Origin of the sequence: Pseudomonas pharyngis, from assembly GCF_021602345.1 — a bacterium.
In the GTDB taxonomy this organism is placed as follows: Bacteria; Pseudomonadota; Gammaproteobacteria; order Pseudomonadales; family Pseudomonadaceae; genus Aquipseudomonas; species Aquipseudomonas pharyngis.
The window spans coordinates 369,374-386,023 of record NZ_BQID01000002.1; the positions used below are offsets into that span (position 1 = coordinate 369,374).

17 protein-coding genes are annotated in these 16,650 nt (G+C 60.0%); 9 read left to right on the forward strand and 8 right to left on the reverse strand.

Annotated features, from left to right (window positions below; genetic code table 11):
- Positions 1 to 70: 70 nt before the first annotated feature.
- The 3 genes from L6D74_RS05265 to L6D74_RS05275 all read right to left on the reverse strand — a co-directional run bounded on the left by L6D74_RS05265 (position 71) and on the right by L6D74_RS05275 (position 2,745).
- Positions 71 to 730, reverse strand: coding sequence for a carbonic anhydrase (locus tag L6D74_RS05265; RefSeq protein WP_011334144.1), 660 nt, complete (start codon positions 728 to 730; stop codon positions 71 to 73).
- Positions 731 to 864: 134 nt separating this feature from the next.
- Positions 865 to 1,374, reverse strand: a complete 510-nt coding sequence (locus L6D74_RS05270) for a nucleoside deaminase (protein ID WP_011334143.1) — start codon at positions 1,372 to 1,374, stop codon at positions 865 to 867.
- Positions 1,375 to 1,404: 30 nt separating this feature from the next.
- Positions 1,405 to 2,745: a nucleobase:cation symporter-2 family protein gene (locus L6D74_RS05275; RefSeq protein WP_236188047.1), complete on the reverse strand. Its 1,341-nt coding sequence runs from the start codon at positions 2,743 to 2,745 to the stop codon at positions 1,405 to 1,407.
- A gap of 213 nt (positions 2,746 to 2,958) precedes the next feature.
- Here L6D74_RS05275 and L6D74_RS05280 point away from each other — a divergent pair, with 213 nt between their 5' ends.
- Complete coding sequence (locus L6D74_RS05280) at positions 2,959 to 3,873, forward strand: LysR family transcriptional regulator (protein WP_236188048.1); 915 nt, start codon at positions 2,959 to 2,961, stop codon at positions 3,871 to 3,873.
- Between the two features lie 60 nt (positions 3,874 to 3,933).
- Here the strand turns inward: L6D74_RS05280 and L6D74_RS05285 are convergent, their stop codons facing one another.
- Positions 3,934 to 4,692 (reverse strand): SDR family NAD(P)-dependent oxidoreductase, encoded by a 759-nt coding sequence (locus tag L6D74_RS05285; protein WP_236188049.1) that lies wholly within the window; start codon positions 4,690 to 4,692, stop codon positions 3,934 to 3,936.
- Positions 4,693 to 4,922: 230 nt separating this feature from the next.
- On the opposite strand from L6D74_RS05285, the gene L6D74_RS05290 reads away from it, so the two are divergent.
- Positions 4,923 to 6,377 (forward strand): MFS transporter, encoded by a 1,455-nt coding sequence (locus L6D74_RS05290; RefSeq protein WP_236188050.1) that lies wholly within the window; start codon positions 4,923 to 4,925, stop codon positions 6,375 to 6,377.
- 6 nt (positions 6,378 to 6,383) lie between these two features.
- On the opposite strand, the gene L6D74_RS05295 is transcribed toward L6D74_RS05290, so the two are convergent.
- Together L6D74_RS05295 and L6D74_RS05300 are read right to left on the reverse strand one after the other, a co-directional pair.
- A complete protein-coding gene (locus tag L6D74_RS05295; RefSeq protein ID WP_074690691.1) occupies positions 6,384 to 7,235 on the reverse strand; it encodes a LysR family transcriptional regulator in 852 nt (283 codons plus the stop codon).
- A gap of 93 nt (positions 7,236 to 7,328) precedes the next feature.
- Positions 7,329 to 7,559, reverse strand: a complete 231-nt coding sequence (locus L6D74_RS05300; protein WP_221399702.1) for a hypothetical protein — start codon at positions 7,557 to 7,559, stop codon at positions 7,329 to 7,331.
- 282 nt (positions 7,560 to 7,841) lie between these two features.
- On the opposite strand from L6D74_RS05300, the gene L6D74_RS05305 reads away from it, so the two are divergent.
- Positions 7,842 to 8,642, forward strand: a complete 801-nt coding sequence (locus L6D74_RS05305) for a DUF1206 domain-containing protein (RefSeq protein WP_221397345.1) — start codon at positions 7,842 to 7,844, stop codon at positions 8,640 to 8,642.
- Here L6D74_RS05305 and L6D74_RS05310 read toward each other — a convergent pair.
- Positions 8,636 to 9,550, reverse strand: a complete 915-nt coding sequence (locus L6D74_RS05310; RefSeq protein WP_011334135.1) for a LysR substrate-binding domain-containing protein — start codon at positions 9,548 to 9,550, stop codon at positions 8,636 to 8,638. The genes L6D74_RS05305 and L6D74_RS05310 overlap by 7 nt on opposite strands.
- Before the next feature lie 198 nt (positions 9,551 to 9,748).
- Here L6D74_RS05310 and L6D74_RS05315 point away from each other — a divergent pair, with 198 nt between their 5' ends.
- The 4 genes from L6D74_RS05315 to L6D74_RS05330 all read left to right on the forward strand — a co-directional run bounded on the left by L6D74_RS05315 (position 9,749) and on the right by L6D74_RS05330 (position 13,780).
- Complete coding sequence (locus L6D74_RS05315; protein ID WP_236188051.1) at positions 9,749 to 10,498, forward strand: SDR family NAD(P)-dependent oxidoreductase; 750 nt, start codon at positions 9,749 to 9,751, stop codon at positions 10,496 to 10,498.
- A gap of 97 nt (positions 10,499 to 10,595) precedes the next feature.
- Positions 10,596 to 11,894, forward strand: coding sequence for an MFS transporter (locus tag L6D74_RS05320; protein WP_236188052.1), 1,299 nt, complete (start codon positions 10,596 to 10,598; stop codon positions 11,892 to 11,894).
- Positions 11,895 to 11,912: 18 nt separating this feature from the next.
- Positions 11,913 to 12,761: a transketolase gene (locus tag L6D74_RS05325; protein ID WP_236188054.1), complete on the forward strand. Its 849-nt coding sequence runs from the start codon at positions 11,913 to 11,915 to the stop codon at positions 12,759 to 12,761.
- Complete coding sequence (locus L6D74_RS05330) at positions 12,758 to 13,780, forward strand: transketolase family protein (protein ID WP_085646563.1); 1,023 nt, start codon at positions 12,758 to 12,760, stop codon at positions 13,778 to 13,780. Before L6D74_RS05325 ends, L6D74_RS05330 begins: the two co-directional genes overlap by 4 nt.
- A 16-nt stretch (positions 13,781 to 13,796) precedes the next feature.
- On the opposite strand, the gene L6D74_RS05335 is transcribed toward L6D74_RS05330, so the two are convergent.
- Positions 13,797 to 14,774: a GlxA family transcriptional regulator gene (locus L6D74_RS05335; protein WP_236188056.1), complete on the reverse strand. Its 978-nt coding sequence runs from the start codon at positions 14,772 to 14,774 to the stop codon at positions 13,797 to 13,799.
- A gap of 105 nt (positions 14,775 to 14,879) precedes the next feature.
- Here L6D74_RS05335 and L6D74_RS05340 point away from each other — a divergent pair, with 105 nt between their 5' ends.
- Together L6D74_RS05340 and L6D74_RS05345 are read left to right on the forward strand one after the other, a co-directional pair.
- Positions 14,880 to 15,677, forward strand: a complete 798-nt coding sequence (locus L6D74_RS05340; protein WP_064381600.1) for an SDR family NAD(P)-dependent oxidoreductase — start codon at positions 14,880 to 14,882, stop codon at positions 15,675 to 15,677.
- A 23-nt stretch (positions 15,678 to 15,700) separates the two neighbouring features.
- Positions 15,701 to 16,465: an SDR family oxidoreductase gene (locus tag L6D74_RS05345; protein ID WP_011334128.1), complete on the forward strand. Its 765-nt coding sequence runs from the start codon at positions 15,701 to 15,703 to the stop codon at positions 16,463 to 16,465.
- The last annotated feature ends 185 nt before the right edge of the window (positions 16,466 to 16,650 follow it).

Here is a 16,650-nt window from a genome sequence, read left to right on the forward strand (position 1 = left end):
GGTCTTTGATTCGGGCCAGGGACCGATCGGCCGGGACGAAATTTTCCCCGTCCCGACCTGTCTGTCGCCGTTATATCTGACCACCGTTGCGCGCAGCGACGGCAACGGTGGTCGGTGAATCGGACAGTGGAACGAAGCGTCGAGTGGCTCCATCCAGCGCATCGATGCAACCTGCCTCGATGTCATAGACCCAGCCATGCAAATTCAAACGTCCTTGCTCAAGCGCAAGCGCCACCGATGGATGAGTCCGCAGGTTCGCCAGTTGTGCGATCACGTTTTCACGAACGAGGCCATCGAGCTTGTCGCGTGGCGTATCGAACTCATGCGCCGCGTTGATCGCTTTCGCGGCGTCCGAGTGCCGAAGCCAGTTGGCAACTGCCGGAAGATGATCCAGACACGTGCAGCGTGAAATCGCGCCCATCGCTCCGCAATCCGAGTGGCCGCAGATCACGATGTCCCGTACGCCGAGCACTGCAACCGCATATTCGACGGTGGCCGAAACACCACCGGGTTCAGGGCCATACGATGGCACAATGTTGCCGGCGTTGCGGATCACGAACAGCTCACCCGGCTCCCGCTGTGTGAGCAGTTCAGGCACTACACGACTGTCCGAGCATGTTACGAACAACGCCTTTGGGTTTTGCTCTGTCGCGAGCTGCCTGAAAAGCTCGACGCGTTGTGGATACACCTCGCGTTGAAAACGCAGAAAGCCATCAATAATGTCACGCATGGAGTCCTCCAAAACCTGATTCCGGATGCCGAGACGAGCACTTGATGCCTTCGCGTCTCAGTGGGGCGTCATTATTGCAGACGTCGCATGCGAGTGCGCGACATCACATCACTCGAGCTTCGTTTCAAAACCTGTTACGACCAAAACCCCCTGTGCGGTTCAGCCGCCTCCCCCTCCAGCATCGGCCCCAACACACTGACCTTACGTTGCCCCTTGGCGAACACCTCGCGGCACGGCAGCGAGAACGTCGGATTCTCCGGATGGTCCCCCGTCAGTCCCAGCAAGGCATGCTCCGACAAGGCATAGACCACACGTCCGATCCCCGTCCAATACACCGCGCCGGCGCACATGCAGCATGGCTCGGCGCTGGTGTACAGCGTGCACAGTTCCAACTCCTGCGGCGACAGGAGTTTTGCCGCTGCCGCCGCTGCCACCAACTCGGCATGCTGGGTTGGATCACCTTCCGGGGGCATTGAGTTGTTCCCCGCTTCGACAATCACCTTGCCGTTGCGGTCGGCCACCAATGCCGCGAACGGATGGCGACCGCGTTGCTTCGATGCCTCGGACAAGGCAATGGTCTGGCGCAGTAACGTCAGATCAAGCGCGCTGATGCCAGCCGGGATGAGTTCAGTCAATTGATTCATGGGTAACTCCAGGGCAGTGGAAAACAAAAGTCAGTCGGCCAGTTCAGCCGATGTAGCGCCGATGGTTTCGGTCGATTTTTTTTCATCGTTGAGCAGGATGTTGAGGACGATGGCGGTGATCGCTCCGAGAAAAATCCCGCTGTCGAGCACCAGTTTCAGGGTCGGGCCGACGTGTTCGAACAGCGCCGGAAAGGACATCGGCAGCACCCCGACACTCACTGACACGGCGACGATAATGCCGTTGCGCGTGCCCTCGAATTGCACCCGTGACAGTTCCTGAATCCCCGCCACCGTGGTCATGCCGAACATCACAATCGCGCAGCCACCGAGCACCGGCGTCGGCACCGCGGCGATCAACGCGCCGAGTTTCGGGAACAGGCCCATCAGCACCATGATTGCCCCGGCAGCGGCCACAACGAAGCGGCTTTTAACGTTGGAGAGCGCAATCAAGCCGGTGTTCTGGGTGAAGGCGTTGTAAGGAAAGCTGTTGAACAAGCCACCGAGCATGGTCGACAAGCCATCGGCGCGAAATGCATTGCCGAGGGTCTGTTGCGTGGTCGGTTTGCCGGTCAATTTGCCGATCGCCAGACAGTTGCCGGTGGTCTCGGCCATGATGACCAGCATCGCCAGGGTCATGATCAGAATCGGCACCGGCGCGAATTCCGGCGCGCCGAATGCCATCGGCGCACTCAGCTCAAACCACGCCGCTTCGCTGACCCGATTGAAGTGAGTCATGCCGCAAGCCGCTGCGATCAGGCTGCCGACAAAGAGGCCAATCAGCACGCTGAGGTTGCCGATGAAGCCCTTGAATCTGGCGTAGATCACCAGGGTCACACTGACCGTGGCCAAACCCAGTAACAGATTGGCGGGATTGCCAAAATCTGCCGCATCGGGATTGCCACCGCCCAGCCAGATCGCCGCGGCCGGCATCAGCGAGATGCCGATAATGGTGATCAGGCTGCCAATCACCACCGGCGGAAAAAACCGCAACAAGCGGCTGAACACCGGTGCCAGCGCAACGGTGATAAATCCCGCCGCGATCACCGCGCCGAAAATCTGACTGAGGCCGAACTCTTTGCCGATCATGATCATCGGCGCCAGGGCAATGAACGAGCAGCCCTGAATCAGCGGCAGGCGGGCGCCGAACTTCCAGAAACCGAGGGTTTGAATCAGCGTCGCCACACCAGAGGTCAACAGGTTGGCGTTGATCAGCAACACCACCTGCGCCGAGGTCAGCCCCATCGCGCTGCCAAGAATCAGCGGCACCGCCACCGCTCCCGCGTACATCACCAGCACATGCTGCAAGCCAAACGTGAACAACTGTCGCAGTGGCAAAACCTCGTCCACCGGATGAATGCGTTGTGTGGTCATTTCACACGCTCCTGAAGGTGCGGCATCTGTTGAGATTGCGGGCATGCCCAGGGCGTTTGAAGGTGGATCCGCCCCGGAGATCGTTTGAAACGGGGCCATATTTGAACGTTTATTGCGATGAAACAAATTAGCAACCATCGCTTTTTCCGATGGCACGGATCTGGCATCCGTTAGCCGCTCCAAACCTTCATTTTCGAACCGGGAGTTCAACGCTTGCGCTTCTCACTCGATCAACTGTTGATGTTCGTCCAAGTAGTCAAAAGCGGATCGTTTTCCGCCGCCGGGCGCAAACTGGGCAAGACCCAATCGACCATCAGCGCAGCGATTGCCAACCTCGAAACCGACCTTGGCGTCGACCTGTTCGACCGCAGCAACCGCAGCCCTGCCCTCACCGCCAGCGGCCACAAATTGCTGGTGCAGGCCGAAGCCGTGCTTGAACGCTGCATGACCTTCGAAGCCCACGCCGATTGTCTGTCGGAAAACGTAGAGCCCAGCCTGACACTGGCCATTGAAACGCCGTACGGCCCGATCATGCCGGTGCTCAAAGCCTTCGAAGCAGCCTTCCCCTTTGTCGACCTGATCATTCGTCATCCGGTCCATGGAGACGTCAGTGAACTGGTCAGCAGCGGCGAAGCGGTGCTCGGTGTGGCGTTCTCACAGCCTGGTTACCCCAAGGAGCTGGCGTTCCAGCAACTGGGCAAACTGATCATGCTGCACGTCTGCCATCCCCGGCACCCATTGGCGCAACTCGAAAACGTCACGTTCGAGGACCTGCACGTCCATCGCCGCCTGGCCTTCAGCGCCCACGCGAGCAAACTGCCGAGCAGTGAATACCTGCGTTCGACCCAGTTGTGGCAGGCGGAAAGCTATCTGGCGTTATTGGAAATGGTCCGCGCCGGACTCGGCTGGGCCACCCTGCCCCGCCAACTCATTCAGCGTGAACTGGCCAAGGGTGAGCTGGTGGAACTGCAGCTCTCGGCGTATCCGCATACGGACTGGCAGATTGGTGTGGATTTGCTCTGGGCGCGGCAGCGGCCGTTGGGTAAGGCGGAGCGATGGCTGAAGGAGAAGTTGCAGGGCAACAAGGTGTATGAACGGGATCGCAACGGGCAGACCACCACGCTATGAGATCAATGCAGATGGAACAAGTCGCCTTACGCCTGCCCGATGCTTTACCAATCCCCTGCTTCAGATTTGCGATAAACCACCATCGACCATCAGCTCCACGCCGTTCACGTATCTGGCGTCGTCCGAGGCGAGAAACAGTGCCGCGCTGGCAATTTCTTCGGGTTGCGCCATGTAGCCCAATGGCGTGATTTGCTCGACGTGCTGGCGCAGCGCGGCAATGTCGCTCTCGCTCATTTTCAGCCCGTTGTCCATCAGCGGTGTGCGGGTGAAGCCAGGGCTCAACACGTTTGCGCGGATTTTGCGGTCCTTGAGCTCATTGGCCCACGTGCGTGCAAACGATCGCACCGCCGCCTTCGACGCGTTGTACAGACTCAATCCTTCCATGCCGTTGCTGGAGCAGATTGAGGCAGTCAAGACGATGGACGAAGCGTCTTTCATCAACGGAAGAAGCGTTTGAACGCTGAAGAAAACGCCTTTCACGTTCACGTCGAACATGGCGTAGTAAGCCGCCTCGCTGGTCTCTCCGAGCGGATTTTTCTCACAGATCCCGGCATTTGCGAACACTGCGTCCAGCCGGTCGTCGCGCGTTTGGATTGTCGCTTTGAGCGTGTCGAGATCGGCCTGAAGCGAGACATCGGAAACCACTGCGACAACTTTGTCGCCGAGTCTGGCAACTGCCGCCTCCAGCCTGTCTGCTGCTCGTCCAGTGATGTAAACGCGTTCGGCGCCCTCGGCGATCAAGGCTTGCGCGATGGAAAACCCGATCCCTGTGGAACCGCCGGTCACGACGGCAACCTGATTGCTGAATTTACCTGACATGTCTGACTCCTCGGTCGTTGATGAAGGGAATGTCTGAAACGACCTGGCCCATGGTGAGCGTCAACGGCGCAGAACGGCACTGACAGGAATGAACGTTGGCCGTGCAGTTTTGTAAGGCGAAAACGCAGGAGAGACTCCCTAAATTGGGACCCGGCGACCTGACCCGGGCAGGCGCGAAGCCTTGCCCTTCAGTCGTCGTCAAACCTGAGTTTCCCTACAGGATGCCTGTCATGTCTCGAATCGAAATCGAAGTGCCCGAACCCCGGCGCTGGTTGATGTTTGCCATCTTGCTCGTCGGTGCGTTTCTGCCGCCCCTGGATTTTTTTATCGTCAACGTCGCGCTGCCCTCGATACAGGAGGATCTGGGGACAGGCTCCTCTGCCGAGCAGCTGGTGATTTCTTCCTATGCAACGCTCTATGCAGTGACGCTGATTACCGGCGGACGACTCGGCGACCTGTACGGCCGCGGGCGGATGTTCTTCCTTGGCCTGCTGGGCTTCGCCGCCGCGTCGCTGATGTGCGGCGTGGCGGTTTCGCCGTGGATGCTCATCCTCGGACGCGCCTTGCAGGGTGTGACCGCCGCGGTAATGGCCCCTCAGGCACTTGCATCGGTGCAGGCGATTTTCCCAGTGTCGGAAAGACCATTGGCATTGAGCATTTACGGGGCCGTATTTGGACTGGCGTCTGTGATCGGTCAGGCACTGGGCGGCTTTTTGATTGAGGTCGACGTGTTGGGCATGGGATGGCGCGCGATCTTCCTGGTCAACCTGCCGATCGCGTTGCTGGTGATTGCGTTCGGCATCCGTGTGCTCAAAGAAACCCGTGCGCAACACGCGAGCAAGCTGGATCTGGTGGGCACCGCGTTGTCGATGCTGACCCTGACCACCCTTGTGGTGCCGTTGATTGAAGGCCGCGAGGCGGGATGGCCGTGGTGGGCCTGGCTGTCGCTGGCCGCCAGTCCTGTGCTGGCGGTAGTGTTCTGGCGCTACGAGAGCTGTTTGCACCGGACCGGAGGAACTCCCATCCTCGCCCCGGCCGTACTGAATGCACCGGGCCTGGGGCGAGCGCTTCTGGTCGCGCTTTGCTTCTATTCAATCGGTGTGTTTTTTCTGATGTTTTCGATGTACATGCAAAGCGCATTGCATATGAGCGCACTGCATGCCGGCCTGATCTTTCTGCCGTTTGGCGCGGGATTTCTGCTCGGTCCCCTGTCGGTTCCGCTCCTCAGGCGCGTCCTCGGGGGCTACGTGAATCCTGTAGGCATGGGACTGGAAGTAGTCGGATTACTATGGCTGGGCTGGCTCGTGTCAGTGACACCGACTACCCTCGCCCCGCCCTTCACTTCCATGACGGTCATCCTGTTCCTGATCGGTCTGGGACAAGGGCTCGGCCTGCCGACGTTGATGCGCATGGTCACGGGCCGGGTAGCGCCGGCGTATGCCGGGATGATCGCAGGCATTACCAGCGCCACGCTGCAGATCAGCACATCGCTGAGCGTCGCACTGATTGGCGGTGTGTTTTATACCTTGCTCGGAGAACCGGCGACGGCGGTCAGCATCACTCATGCGTTCACGATCGCTGTTCTGTGCATCGCCGTTTGCCTGGCCGTAGGGGCAGCGATAAGCCTGACGTTAGCGCGCGAGCCAGCGACGGTAGCGCAAGCCTCGGCTGTACGCCCGACCTGAGGCGCGCTACCCCGCACCGATCATGTTGGAGGCAAGGTCAGCCAGTGCGCGCAGCCGGTCCATCTGGCGCATGTCCTGGTGATACCCCATCCAGATGTCCCGCCCTGGCGGTGGCTCGTGCTCATCCAGCAGTCGCAGTCCCGGCACGGAGTCGCCGAGGACGCGGGGCAACACCGCAACACCCAGCCCCTTCGCGCACATCTGTGCCTGAACCGTACGGCTACTGCTGGTGAACACGGTGCGGGCCAGCGGATAGCGTTGCTGCAACCATTGCACGTCCGGGTAATGGGCCTGGGCGATGTTCATCAGGATCAGGCCAAGCCCCTCGCCGTCCGGCTGCGGCGCCGGGGCATGCAAAGCCGCGTATAGGCCGTACGACAGAGTTGTCAGCTTGCGGTGCACTATGTCGGGTTCGGTGAAAGGCACGATCCGGAAAGCGATGTCGGCATCCCGGCGGGCAAGATCGAACAGTCTATGCCCGGCGATGACTTCGGGAACGATCAACGGGTAGCGGTGCACCAGTTCGCTGAGAACCGGCGACAAAACATGACAGGCGAACCAGTCGGCTGAGGATATCCGCAACAGGCCTTCAGGCTGATCACCATGCCCCGCCAGACGCCGCTCGATGGCCAAGGCGCTGTGTTCCATGTCCTGCGCCAGACCGAGAATCCTCTCGCCACTGTCCGTGAGCACCAGCCCCTGGGCGGTCCGCAGGAAAAAGGCTTGCCCACTGGTTTGTTCAAGCACCTGCAAGCGCCGTCCGACCGTCGGATGACTGACCCCCAACTCCCTGGCGGCTCCGCCCAGCGAGCCGCTGCGGGCAATCGCCAGGAAGATCCGCATGTCACTCCAGTCCATGCCCTCGCCCCGTACAAAAATGAACATTGAGTGGTCAGCTTATAGTTCAAGTTGATGGCTGTTCATGAATTTCGATTCAATCAGCCGATCTGATCAGCCTCGCGACAATGACTTCAAACGCTCCACCAGCGCGGCTTCGAAAATGATGTACAGCTTCTCGGCATCGCCGGCACGCAACGCCCCGCCGGTTTCCAGTCCCAGCACGAAACCATCCGCCCGCGCCCCTGCCTTGACAGCAATGATCATCGAGTCTGCCCGGACAATCTGCGCCAGCAGCCGGTCCGCTTCTCGCTGAATCTTGTCGCCCAACACTACGCCTTCCACATCGCCACCCAGTACGTTCAATTAGACATCCAGTACATGACCGCGATAACCGCTGAAACCCAGATGATGGTCAATACAATCGAGTAGCCAGCCAGTTGTTTGTCCATTTTCACCACGGCATCAATATGAATTTGAATGATGGGTCAGGATCGTCCGGCTCGCAACGTCAGCTCGTCCCCTTCATCCATCGCACTCCGGGTAAATGTCCGGACTCCGATTTGTAACAGAACCCCTTTCAGCGACAAGGGTCTGCTCTCTTAATACACCTCGGAAATCTATCCAATGTCCGCGCAACGCAGTCTCGTCATACTCGCTCGGGGCGGATACGCCGCTCGCGGAGTGCTTTATTTGATCATCGGCATATTCGCGCTATTGGCAGCCCAGGATTCGACAAAACCCAAAGACAGTCACAAGAGCCTGGAGGCCTTGCTGAGCCAGCCGTTCGGCTATTTTCTGGTGGGCCTTGTGGTGGCGGGTCTGCTTGCGTTTGCCGCCTGGCGTGTCCTGCAAGCGATACGCGATGTCGATCATCACGGCACGCAGCTCAAAGGTCTGGTGATTCGTGCAGGCCTGTTTGCAGGAGGTCTGGTCAACGGTGCTCTGGCATTTTTTGCATTGGGACTGCTTGTGAGCGGTAGCCGCAGTTCGAACCATTCCGCAGAGCAGACCAAAGACTGGCTGGCGCATCTTTTGTCGTGGGAACACTCGAATCTATTGTTGTACCTGATTGCGCTCATTCCGCTGGGGGTTGGCGTTGCGCACATCATCAAGGGCTGGAAGGCCTCGTTCGAGAAGTATTTTGAGGCCGACGAAGAGGTCATGCGTTATGTCCGTCCGGTGTCTCGCTTCGGTCTGATCGCTCGCGGCGTCGTGTTTATGGAAATTGCTTTGCTGCTGGCCGTCAGCGGTTCCGCTTATCAAGCCATGGACCCGCCTGGCATGAAGGAAGCGCTGGACGCGCTGCAGAATCTGCCCGCTGGATGGCTTCTTTTGATGGTAATGGCCCTGGGGCTGATTGCGTTCTCGGTTTACAGTTTCTCGGAAGCGTGTTGGCGCAAGATCAATATGGATGTGCTTCAGTAACTGAAGTCATGCCCCAACTCACGCTGCATCCATTCCAGAAAACGCCTCACCCGTGGAAACCCCGCATGCGCCTTCGGGAAAACCAGGTGGTGTGCGGTGATCGGGGCGCTCAACCCGGGAATGACTTCGACCAACTCGCCGCGCGCCAGGTAGTCCTGCGCCAGCAGCGTGCTTTCCAATGCAAATCCAAGCCCGTGGCTGGCGGCTTCGAGGGTCATGTAGGAGCGGTCAAAGCTCAAGGTGTAGGGGCTTTCTGGGCGCGACAGCCCGTGTTGAGCAAACAGTTGCGGCCACTTGATCAGCGTCGCTTCCGACAGGATCAGGTTGCAGTCCAGCAAGTCGGCGACGGCGCGGATGGGGCGTTTTTCCAGAAGCTTGGGTGATGCGAGAACTGCGATTTTTTCGTTGCGCAGCGTGCGCACTTCGAAACTTGGCCAGTTCGGCATGCCGTGGCGGATGTCCACGTCGATCTTGTCCCGACTGAAGTGCAGCGATTCATAAGAGCATGAGAGATTGAGCTGAATGTCGGGATGGCTCTCGCGAAACTGTTCCAGGCGCGGCATCAGCCACAACAGGCCGAAGCTGGGTGATGAATGCAATCGCAGACAGTCGAGGCTGACATCACTGGTCGCGCGCTCTGTTGCCACCGCCAGGCTGTGCAGGATGCCGGATATCTCGGACAGGTATTGCTCGCCCACGGGCGTCAACGTCACCCCTCTGGCCGTTCTGAGGAACAACTGCCTCCCGATCATCGCCTCGAGTTTGGCCAGTTGGTGACTGACTGCCGAGGGCGTCAGGTCCAACACTTCGGCCGCACGCGCGACGTTGCCAAAGCGCGCAGTTTGCTCAAAGGCCTGAATGGCTTTCAGGGGTGGCAGGATTGGCGGTGCTTCGCCGGATGAACTCATGATGAGGGTTGTTCCGCTGCAAGTGGCTGAGGCCGGGCGTTCGGCTATTCAAACACCACAACCGCATGTTGGCGAGTGCTGAATTTTTTTCAGCATCCAGTGAAGTTTGCGTTATTGCTCAGGGTCGTTGCGGGAGACAAGCTGAGTCATCGGTTCTGCACGGACCGACTCAATAACAACAATCAGAGGTTTTCTCCCATGCTTCTTCAAGGCAAAGTCGCGATCATCACAGGTGCTGCCTCCGCACGTGGTATCGGCCGCGCGACAGCTACGACCTTCGCTCGACATGGCGCCCGGGTGGTGATTCTGGATCTGGACGCATCCGCTGCCCGCGATGCCGCTGCCTCTTTGGGCGAGGGTCATCTCGGCCTGGCTGCCAACGTCGCCGACGAGTCCCAGGTGCAGCAGGCTGTCGCCACCGTCATCGAACACTTTGGGCGGATCGACATACTGGTCAACAATGCCGGCATCACCCAACCCCTCAAGACCCTCGATATCCGCCCCGGTGATTACGACAAGGTGCTGGACGTGAGCCTGCGCGGTACGTTGCTGATGTCCCAGGCGGTGATTCCGCTCATGCGCCAGCAAGCCAGCGGCAGCATTGTGTGCATGTCTTCGGTTTCCGCACAGCGTGGCGGCGGCATTTTTGGCGGGCCTCATTACAGCGCCGCCAAGGCCGGTGTGCTGGGCCTGGCCAAGGCCATGGCGCGTGAGCTGGGGCCGGACAACGTGCGCGTCAACTCCATCGCTCCCGGCCTGATTCACACCGACATTACTGGCGGCCTGATGCAGGACGAGCGCCGCCACGCGATCATCGACGGCATTCCGCTGGGTCGCCTGGGCGAGGCCCAGGATGTGGCCAATGCGGCGCTGTTCCTGGCCAGCGACCTGTCCTCCTATCTGACCGGCATCACCCTGGATGTGAACGGCGGCATGCTGATTCACTGACACACGTGGCGGGCCTCGCGGCCCGTGCGGTTCTGGATCGATGATACGGCCGGGCAGACTTGCCCGGCGGTCAATAAAAACAAGAGATCAGACCATCATGACTACCCTGTCGCTCGAAGCCGTTTCGGCGGTGCGTTCCAACGCCTACCGTAAAACCGCCTGGCGCCTGATGCCGTTCCTGATGCTGTGCTACCTGTGCGCCTACCTCGATCGCGTCAATGTCGGCTTTGCCAAACTGCAAATGATGAACGATCTGGCGCTCAGCGAAACAGTCTACGGGCTGGGCGCGGGCATGTTCTTCATCGGCTACTTTCTCTGCGAAGTGCCCAGCAACATCATCCTGCACAAGGTCGGCGCGCGGGTCTGGATCGCGCGCATCATGATCACCTGGGGCATTGTCTCCGCCCTCTTCGCCTTCGTCGAAACCGCCTGGCAGTTCTACGCCCTGCGCTTTCTGCTGGGCATTGCCGAAGCCGGCCTGGCGCCGGGTCTGCTGCTGTACCTCACCTACTGGTTTCCGTCCTACCGACGTGCGCGCATGACGGTGTTGTGGTTCATCGCCATCCCGTTGTCGGGCATGGTCGGCGGCCCGCTCTCCGGCTGGATCATGAACCACTTCGCCGGTATGCACGGCTGGGCCGGCTGGCAATGGATGTTTGTGCTGGAGGCTGTGCCTACGGTGGTTGTCGGACTGCTGGTGCTCAGCTATCTCAAGGATGGCGTGCATCAGGCCAGTTGGCTCAACGACGACGAAAAAGCCCTGATCGCTCGTGAGCTGGCGGAGGACGACCAGCAGAAAGTGACGCATGCGTCCGTGGGCGAATTCATTCGTGACCGTCGCCTCTGGCTGCTCGCGGGGATCTATTTCTGTGTGGTGATGGGGCAGTACGCAATCACCTTCTGGCTGCCGACCCTTGTGCGTAATGCCGGGGTCTCCGATCCGATGAAGATCGGCTTGCTGACCAGCCTGCCGTACCTCTGTGCCATCGCCGCCATGTTGCTGGTCGGACGCAGTGGCGACAAACATCGCGAACGCCGCTGGCACCTGATCGTGCCGATGATCGCCGGGGCCATCGGCCTGACCCTCGCGGCGCTGATTGGAGGCAATGTGATGCTGTCCATTCTCAGTCTGTGCCTGGCGGCTTCCGGCATCCTGTCCGCGACCTCGCTGTTCTGGATGCTCCCCACCACGCTGCTTGGTGGTGTCTCCGCCGCGGCCGGCATCGCCGCCGTCAACAGCTTCGCCAACCTTGCCGGCTTCTGCTCGCCCTACCTGATTGGCTGGATAACCACACTCACAGGCTCCAGCGCTATCGGCATGTATCTGATCACCGGCGTGCTGCTGATCGGCGCCTCGCTGGTCCTGCGCATTCCCGCTGCCTTGGTCAATCGTTGATTCACAGGAGAATTCACCATGACTGCCAACCTTTCATTCACAACACCCCAGACGCTGGCCGAGCGCGCCCATAACATTCGCCGCCATGCCTTGCGCATGGGCCAGGTGCAAGGCCAGGGCTACGTCGGCCAGGCCCTCGGTGCGGCGGACCTGCTCGCGGTCGCTTACTTCCATGCGCTGAGCTATCGCCCCGAAGACCCGGCGTGGGAGCCGCGTGATCGTTTCTATCTGTCGATCGGTCACTATGCGATTGCGCTGTACGCGGCGCTGATCGAAGCCGAGATCGTCCCGCTCGATGAGCTTGAAACCTACGGCTCGGATGACAGCCGATTGCCGATGTCGGGCATGGCCGCCTACACGCCGGGCATGGAAATCACCGGTGGTTCGCTGGGTCAGGGGCTGGGCATCGCGGTCGGCGCCTGCCTGGGTCTCAGGCGCAAGGGCTCGACATCGTTCGTCTACAACCTGCTGTCGGACGGCGAGCTGAACGAAGGCTCGACCTGGGAAGCCGTGATGTCGGCCTCGCACTGGAAGCTCGACAACCTGATCGCCATCGTCGACGTCAACAACCAGCAAGCGGACGGCCACTCCAGCGAGATCCTGTCGTTCGAACCCATCGTGGATCGCTGGAAAGCGTTTGGCTGGTTCACCCAGCGCGTCGACGGCAACGACCTGGACGCACTGGTCGAAGCCTTCGATGCCGCCCGCCACCACCCCGGCACTCAGCCACGGGTGATCATCTGCGACACCACCATGGGCAAAGGTGTGCCCTTCCTCGAAAACCGCGAAAAGACCCATTTCATCCGCGTGGACGAACACGAATGGGATCTGGCACTGACCACGCTTGAAGAAGGAAAAAACCAATGAGCAACGCCGCCAACACACCGACCTCGACTGGCGAACCGATCAAGAAGCGCCTGACCACCTCGGCGATGATTGCCTCGATCGCGTCAGAAGGTCAGGTCACCAGATCTGCACCTTTCGGACATGCATTGGCTGCACTGGCGGATCAGCGTCCGGACATCGTCGGCCTCTCCGCTGACCTGTCCAAGTACACCGACCTGCACATTTTCGCCAAGGCCCACCCGGATCGCTTCTATCAGATGGGCATGGCCGAACAACTGTTGATGAGCGCTGCCGCAGGCATGGCCCGCGAAGGTTTCGTGCCGTTCGCGACCACGTATGCGGTGTTCGCCTCGCGTCGCGCCTATGACTTCATCTGCATGGCCATTGCCGAGGAAAACCTCAACGTCAAAATCGTTTGCGGATTGCCCGGCCTCACCACCGGCTACGGCCCCAGCCACCAGGCCACCGATGACCTGGCGATCTTCCGGGCGATGCCCAACCTGATGATCGTCGACCCTTGTGATGCACTGGAAATTGAACAGGCCGTGCCCGCCATTGCCGCGCATCAGGGGCCGGTCTACATGCGGCTGCTGCGCGGCAACGTGCCGCTGGTGCTGGATGAATACGGGTATCAATTCGAGATCGGCAAGGCCAAGACCCTGCGCACCGGTAACGATGTCCTGATCATCTCGACCGGTTTGATGACCATGCGCGCATTGGAGGCCGCCAAGGCGCTGCAGACCGATGGCGTCGATGTTGCGGTGCTGCATGTGCCGACGATCAAACCGCTGGATGAACAGACCATTCTCGCCGAGGCCCGCAAGTCTGGCCGGCTGGTGGTTACCGCAGAAAACAGCTCGATTATTGGCGGGCTCGGTGAAGCGGTTGCCGGGGTACTGCTGCGCAACGGAGTGACGCCGACGTTCAGGCAGATCGCATTGCCCGACGCGTTCCTCGACGCCGGTGCACTGCCGACACTGCATGATCGCTATGGCATTTCCACCGACGCCGTCTGCGCGCAAATCAAATCCTGGCTTTGACTGCTGATCGGGGCGCTTACGGATGAGCGGCCCGATCAGATGGATTCTCCTGGCCGATCCGCCTGGCATCCCTTCGAACTGCCTGCGGCGGAACGCCAAACCCTCTCATGAACACTTCGCGCATGTGGCGACGGTCTCGAAACCCCGTTTCCTTCGCCACGCGTTCCAGGCTGTGACGGCTTTGCTCGATCATCACGCGAGCGGCCTCCAGACGCAGGCTTTCAACAGCCTTGGCCGGTGACTGGCCTGTCTCGGCGGTAAACACCCGGGTGAATTGTCTGGGACTCAAGTGCACGACGTCGGCAAGTTCCTCCACGCTGAGCGGGCGGTCCAGGTGCGTGCGCGCATACTCCAGCGCACTTTGAATACGGTCCGACTTTGGAGCAAGCGTAAGCAGTTCCGAATGCTGGGATTGCCCACCCGAACGCCGTTGATGCATGACCAGTTTGTGCGCCACCGACCTGGCCATGTCGGTGCCCAGATCCTTTTCCACCATGCCCAGCGCCATGTCCAGCGCGGCTGTCATGCCTGCCGACGTCCAGACGGGACCGTCGACGATGAAGATCCGGTCTTCCTCGACCTCGATTCTTGGATGCAGCTCACGGAGCTTGTTCGCATAGGCCCAGTGGGTGGTCGCCCTCCGATCGTCCAGAACCCCTGCCTGCGCCAGAACGAACGAGCCGGTGCACAGACCTGCTGTGCGTCGGGCTCCATCGACGAAGGCGCGCACGCTGGCCAGCACTTCTTCATCTGGTGGATTCAACGGGGTCAGCGTACCGGTAATCATCCAGGTGTCGGCCAATCCCGGGGCGCCCAGAGGGAGCGTGTCGATGTACATGCCCAATGAAGAACGCACGGTTCCGCCGCCGATCGAGAAGTTCTGGACCTTGTAGATCTCTTCCCCCGCAACGATGTTGGCGAACTCGAATACAGCTTGGGTTGCCAGGGACATCACCTGAAAACCCTCGGTAATCAGATAGCCGACGCGATGCATGACTGAACTCCTTTTTGAATGTCCTTAAACACTACCATATACGTCGTTTAAGACATCAGTCCCCTCCTTCATCATGGCTCCACACACAACCCACGGAGCTTGATCATGACGCAACAATACAAAGGCACTGCGCTCATCACCGGCGCGTCCACCGGCATCGGCTCGATTTACGCCGAACACCTTGCCCGCCGGGGTTACGATCTGGTGCTGGTGGCGCGCAACCGCGAACGTCTGAACGCACTGGCCAGCCGCCTGACCAGCGAAACCCGGCAGAACATCGAAGTGTTGCAGGCCGATCTTGGCCGCCCCGAGGACCTCGCCAAGGTAGAACGCAAGTTGCGTGAGGACGCCAGCATCACTTTGCTGGTCAACAATGCCGGCATCGGCACCCATACCGGCCTGCTGGAGAGTGATGTCGAGCGAATGGCCGAGATGATCACGCTGAACGTCACCGCCCTCACCCGCCTGACCTACGCCGCGATTCCAGGTTTTGTCGCCCGTGAACAAGGCGCCGTGATCAATATTTCCTCGATCGTCAGCCTGGCGCCGGAGCTGCTCAACGGCGTGTACGGCGGCAGTAAGGCCTACGTCACCGCGTTCACCCAGTCCCTGCATAAGGAACTCTCGGATAAAGGCATCCGGATCCAGGCTGTCCTGCCCGGCGCAACCGCGACGGACTTCTGGCAAATCGGTGGATTGCCTGTCGAGCATCTGGATCCGGGCATTGTGATGTCGGCCCAGGACCTGGTCGCCGGCGCTCTGCAGGATTTCGACAACGGCGTACTGATCTCCATCCCCTCGATGCACGACCTGCAAGGTTACGAGCGTTACGAAGCCAGTCGTCAGGCCTTGTTCTCCGAGCTTTCGAGCAACCGGCTCGCGCCGCGCTACAACGCCAACTGATCGCTATCAAAAGGATATGAATCATGAAACTCAGCGCTAACACGATCTTCATCACCGGCGGCACCTCCGGCATTGGCCGCGCTTTGGCCGAGGCATTTCACCAGCGCGGCAATCAGGTCATCATCGCGGGCCGTCGCCAGGCCCTGCTGGATGAGATCGCCCGGGCCAATCCCGGTATCGACACGGTCCAGCTGGACATCAATGACCCGCAGCAAATCAAGGATGTCGCCCAGGAAGTCATACGCCGCCACCCCTCGCTGAACGTGATCATCAATAACGCCGGGATCATGCCGTTCGATAATCCAGCCTCGGGTGATTACGACGACGAACAGGCGGTGAGTCTTTTGCAAACCAACCTGCTCGGCCCGGTGCGTGTCAGCGCCGCATTCGTCGAGCACCTCAAGCGTCAACCCGAAGCCTTCATCATCAACAACAGCTCCGTGCTGGCCTACCTGCCGCTGGCCGCGACAGCGTTGTACTCGGCGACGAAGGCGGCCATTCACTCCTACTCGCTGTCGCAACGCTTCACCCTGCGCGACACCCGCGTAAAAGTGCTGGAGATCGCGCCGCCATGGGTCGACACCGACCTGATTCACAAAAGCGGCGATGAGCGCGCCATGCCGCTCGACGAATTCATTCGGGAAACCCTGGAAAAACTCGAAACGGCGACCACGGAAGTGTTGGTGGATCGGGTCGTCCCGTTGCGAGCCAACCAAGGCATTAATGAGCACGCTCTGATCAATCAGTTCAACCAGGCACTGGAGGAGAACCCGATTCCGGTCGCCTGAGTTGAAGCCATCTGTCGTCAAGGCTGCCAGCCCTCCCTGATGGAAGGCTGGCAGTTTTGTATTTTCCGCAAAATGCGGAAAGTCTTCCTGCGATCTGCTTCTGTCTGAAGAAGGTCGTCGCGCATAGCCTGTCACTGCCTTCTCGCGCTCACTGATTTATCGCGACTCGTGCTTGAAGGCTCCTC

What these genes read in the sequence shown, in the direction of transcription:
- L6D74_RS05265 (WP_011334144.1), bottom strand. Translation starts at nt 730, where the DNA reads ATGCGTGACATTATTGATGGCTTTCTGCGTTTTCAACGCGAGGTGTAT.
- L6D74_RS05270 (WP_011334143.1), bottom strand. Translation starts at nt 1,374, where the DNA reads ATGAATCAATTGACTGAACTCATCCCGGCTGGCATCAGCGCGCTTGAT.
- L6D74_RS05275 (WP_236188047.1), bottom strand. Translation starts at nt 2,745, where the DNA reads ATGACCACACAACGCATTCATCCGGTGGACGAGGTTTTGCCACTGCGA.
- L6D74_RS05285 (WP_236188049.1), bottom strand. Translation starts at nt 4,692, where the DNA reads ATGTCAGGTAAATTCAGCAATCAGGTTGCCGTCGTGACCGGCGGTTCC.
- L6D74_RS05290 (WP_236188050.1), top strand. Translation starts at nt 4,923, where the DNA reads ATGTCTCGAATCGAAATCGAAGTGCCCGAACCCCGGCGCTGGTTGATG.
- L6D74_RS05295 (WP_074690691.1), bottom strand. Translation starts at nt 7,235, where the DNA reads ATGGACTGGAGTGACATGCGGATCTTCCTGGCGATTGCCCGCAGCGGC.
- L6D74_RS05305 (WP_221397345.1), top strand. Translation starts at nt 7,842, where the DNA reads ATGTCCGCGCAACGCAGTCTCGTCATACTCGCTCGGGGCGGATACGCC.
- L6D74_RS05310 (WP_011334135.1), bottom strand. Translation starts at nt 9,550, where the DNA reads ATGAGTTCATCCGGCGAAGCACCGCCAATCCTGCCACCCCTGAAAGCC.
- L6D74_RS05315 (WP_236188051.1), top strand. Translation starts at nt 9,749, where the DNA reads ATGCTTCTTCAAGGCAAAGTCGCGATCATCACAGGTGCTGCCTCCGCA.
- L6D74_RS05320 (WP_236188052.1), top strand. Translation starts at nt 10,596, where the DNA reads ATGACTACCCTGTCGCTCGAAGCCGTTTCGGCGGTGCGTTCCAACGCC.
- L6D74_RS05325 (WP_236188054.1), top strand. Translation starts at nt 11,913, where the DNA reads ATGACTGCCAACCTTTCATTCACAACACCCCAGACGCTGGCCGAGCGC.
- L6D74_RS05330 (WP_085646563.1), top strand. Translation starts at nt 12,758, where the DNA reads ATGAGCAACGCCGCCAACACACCGACCTCGACTGGCGAACCGATCAAG.
- L6D74_RS05335 (WP_236188056.1), bottom strand. Translation starts at nt 14,774, where the DNA reads ATGCATCGCGTCGGCTATCTGATTACCGAGGGTTTTCAGGTGATGTCC.
- L6D74_RS05340 (WP_064381600.1), top strand. Translation starts at nt 14,880, where the DNA reads ATGACGCAACAATACAAAGGCACTGCGCTCATCACCGGCGCGTCCACC.
- L6D74_RS05345 (WP_011334128.1), top strand. Translation starts at nt 15,701, where the DNA reads ATGAAACTCAGCGCTAACACGATCTTCATCACCGGCGGCACCTCCGGC.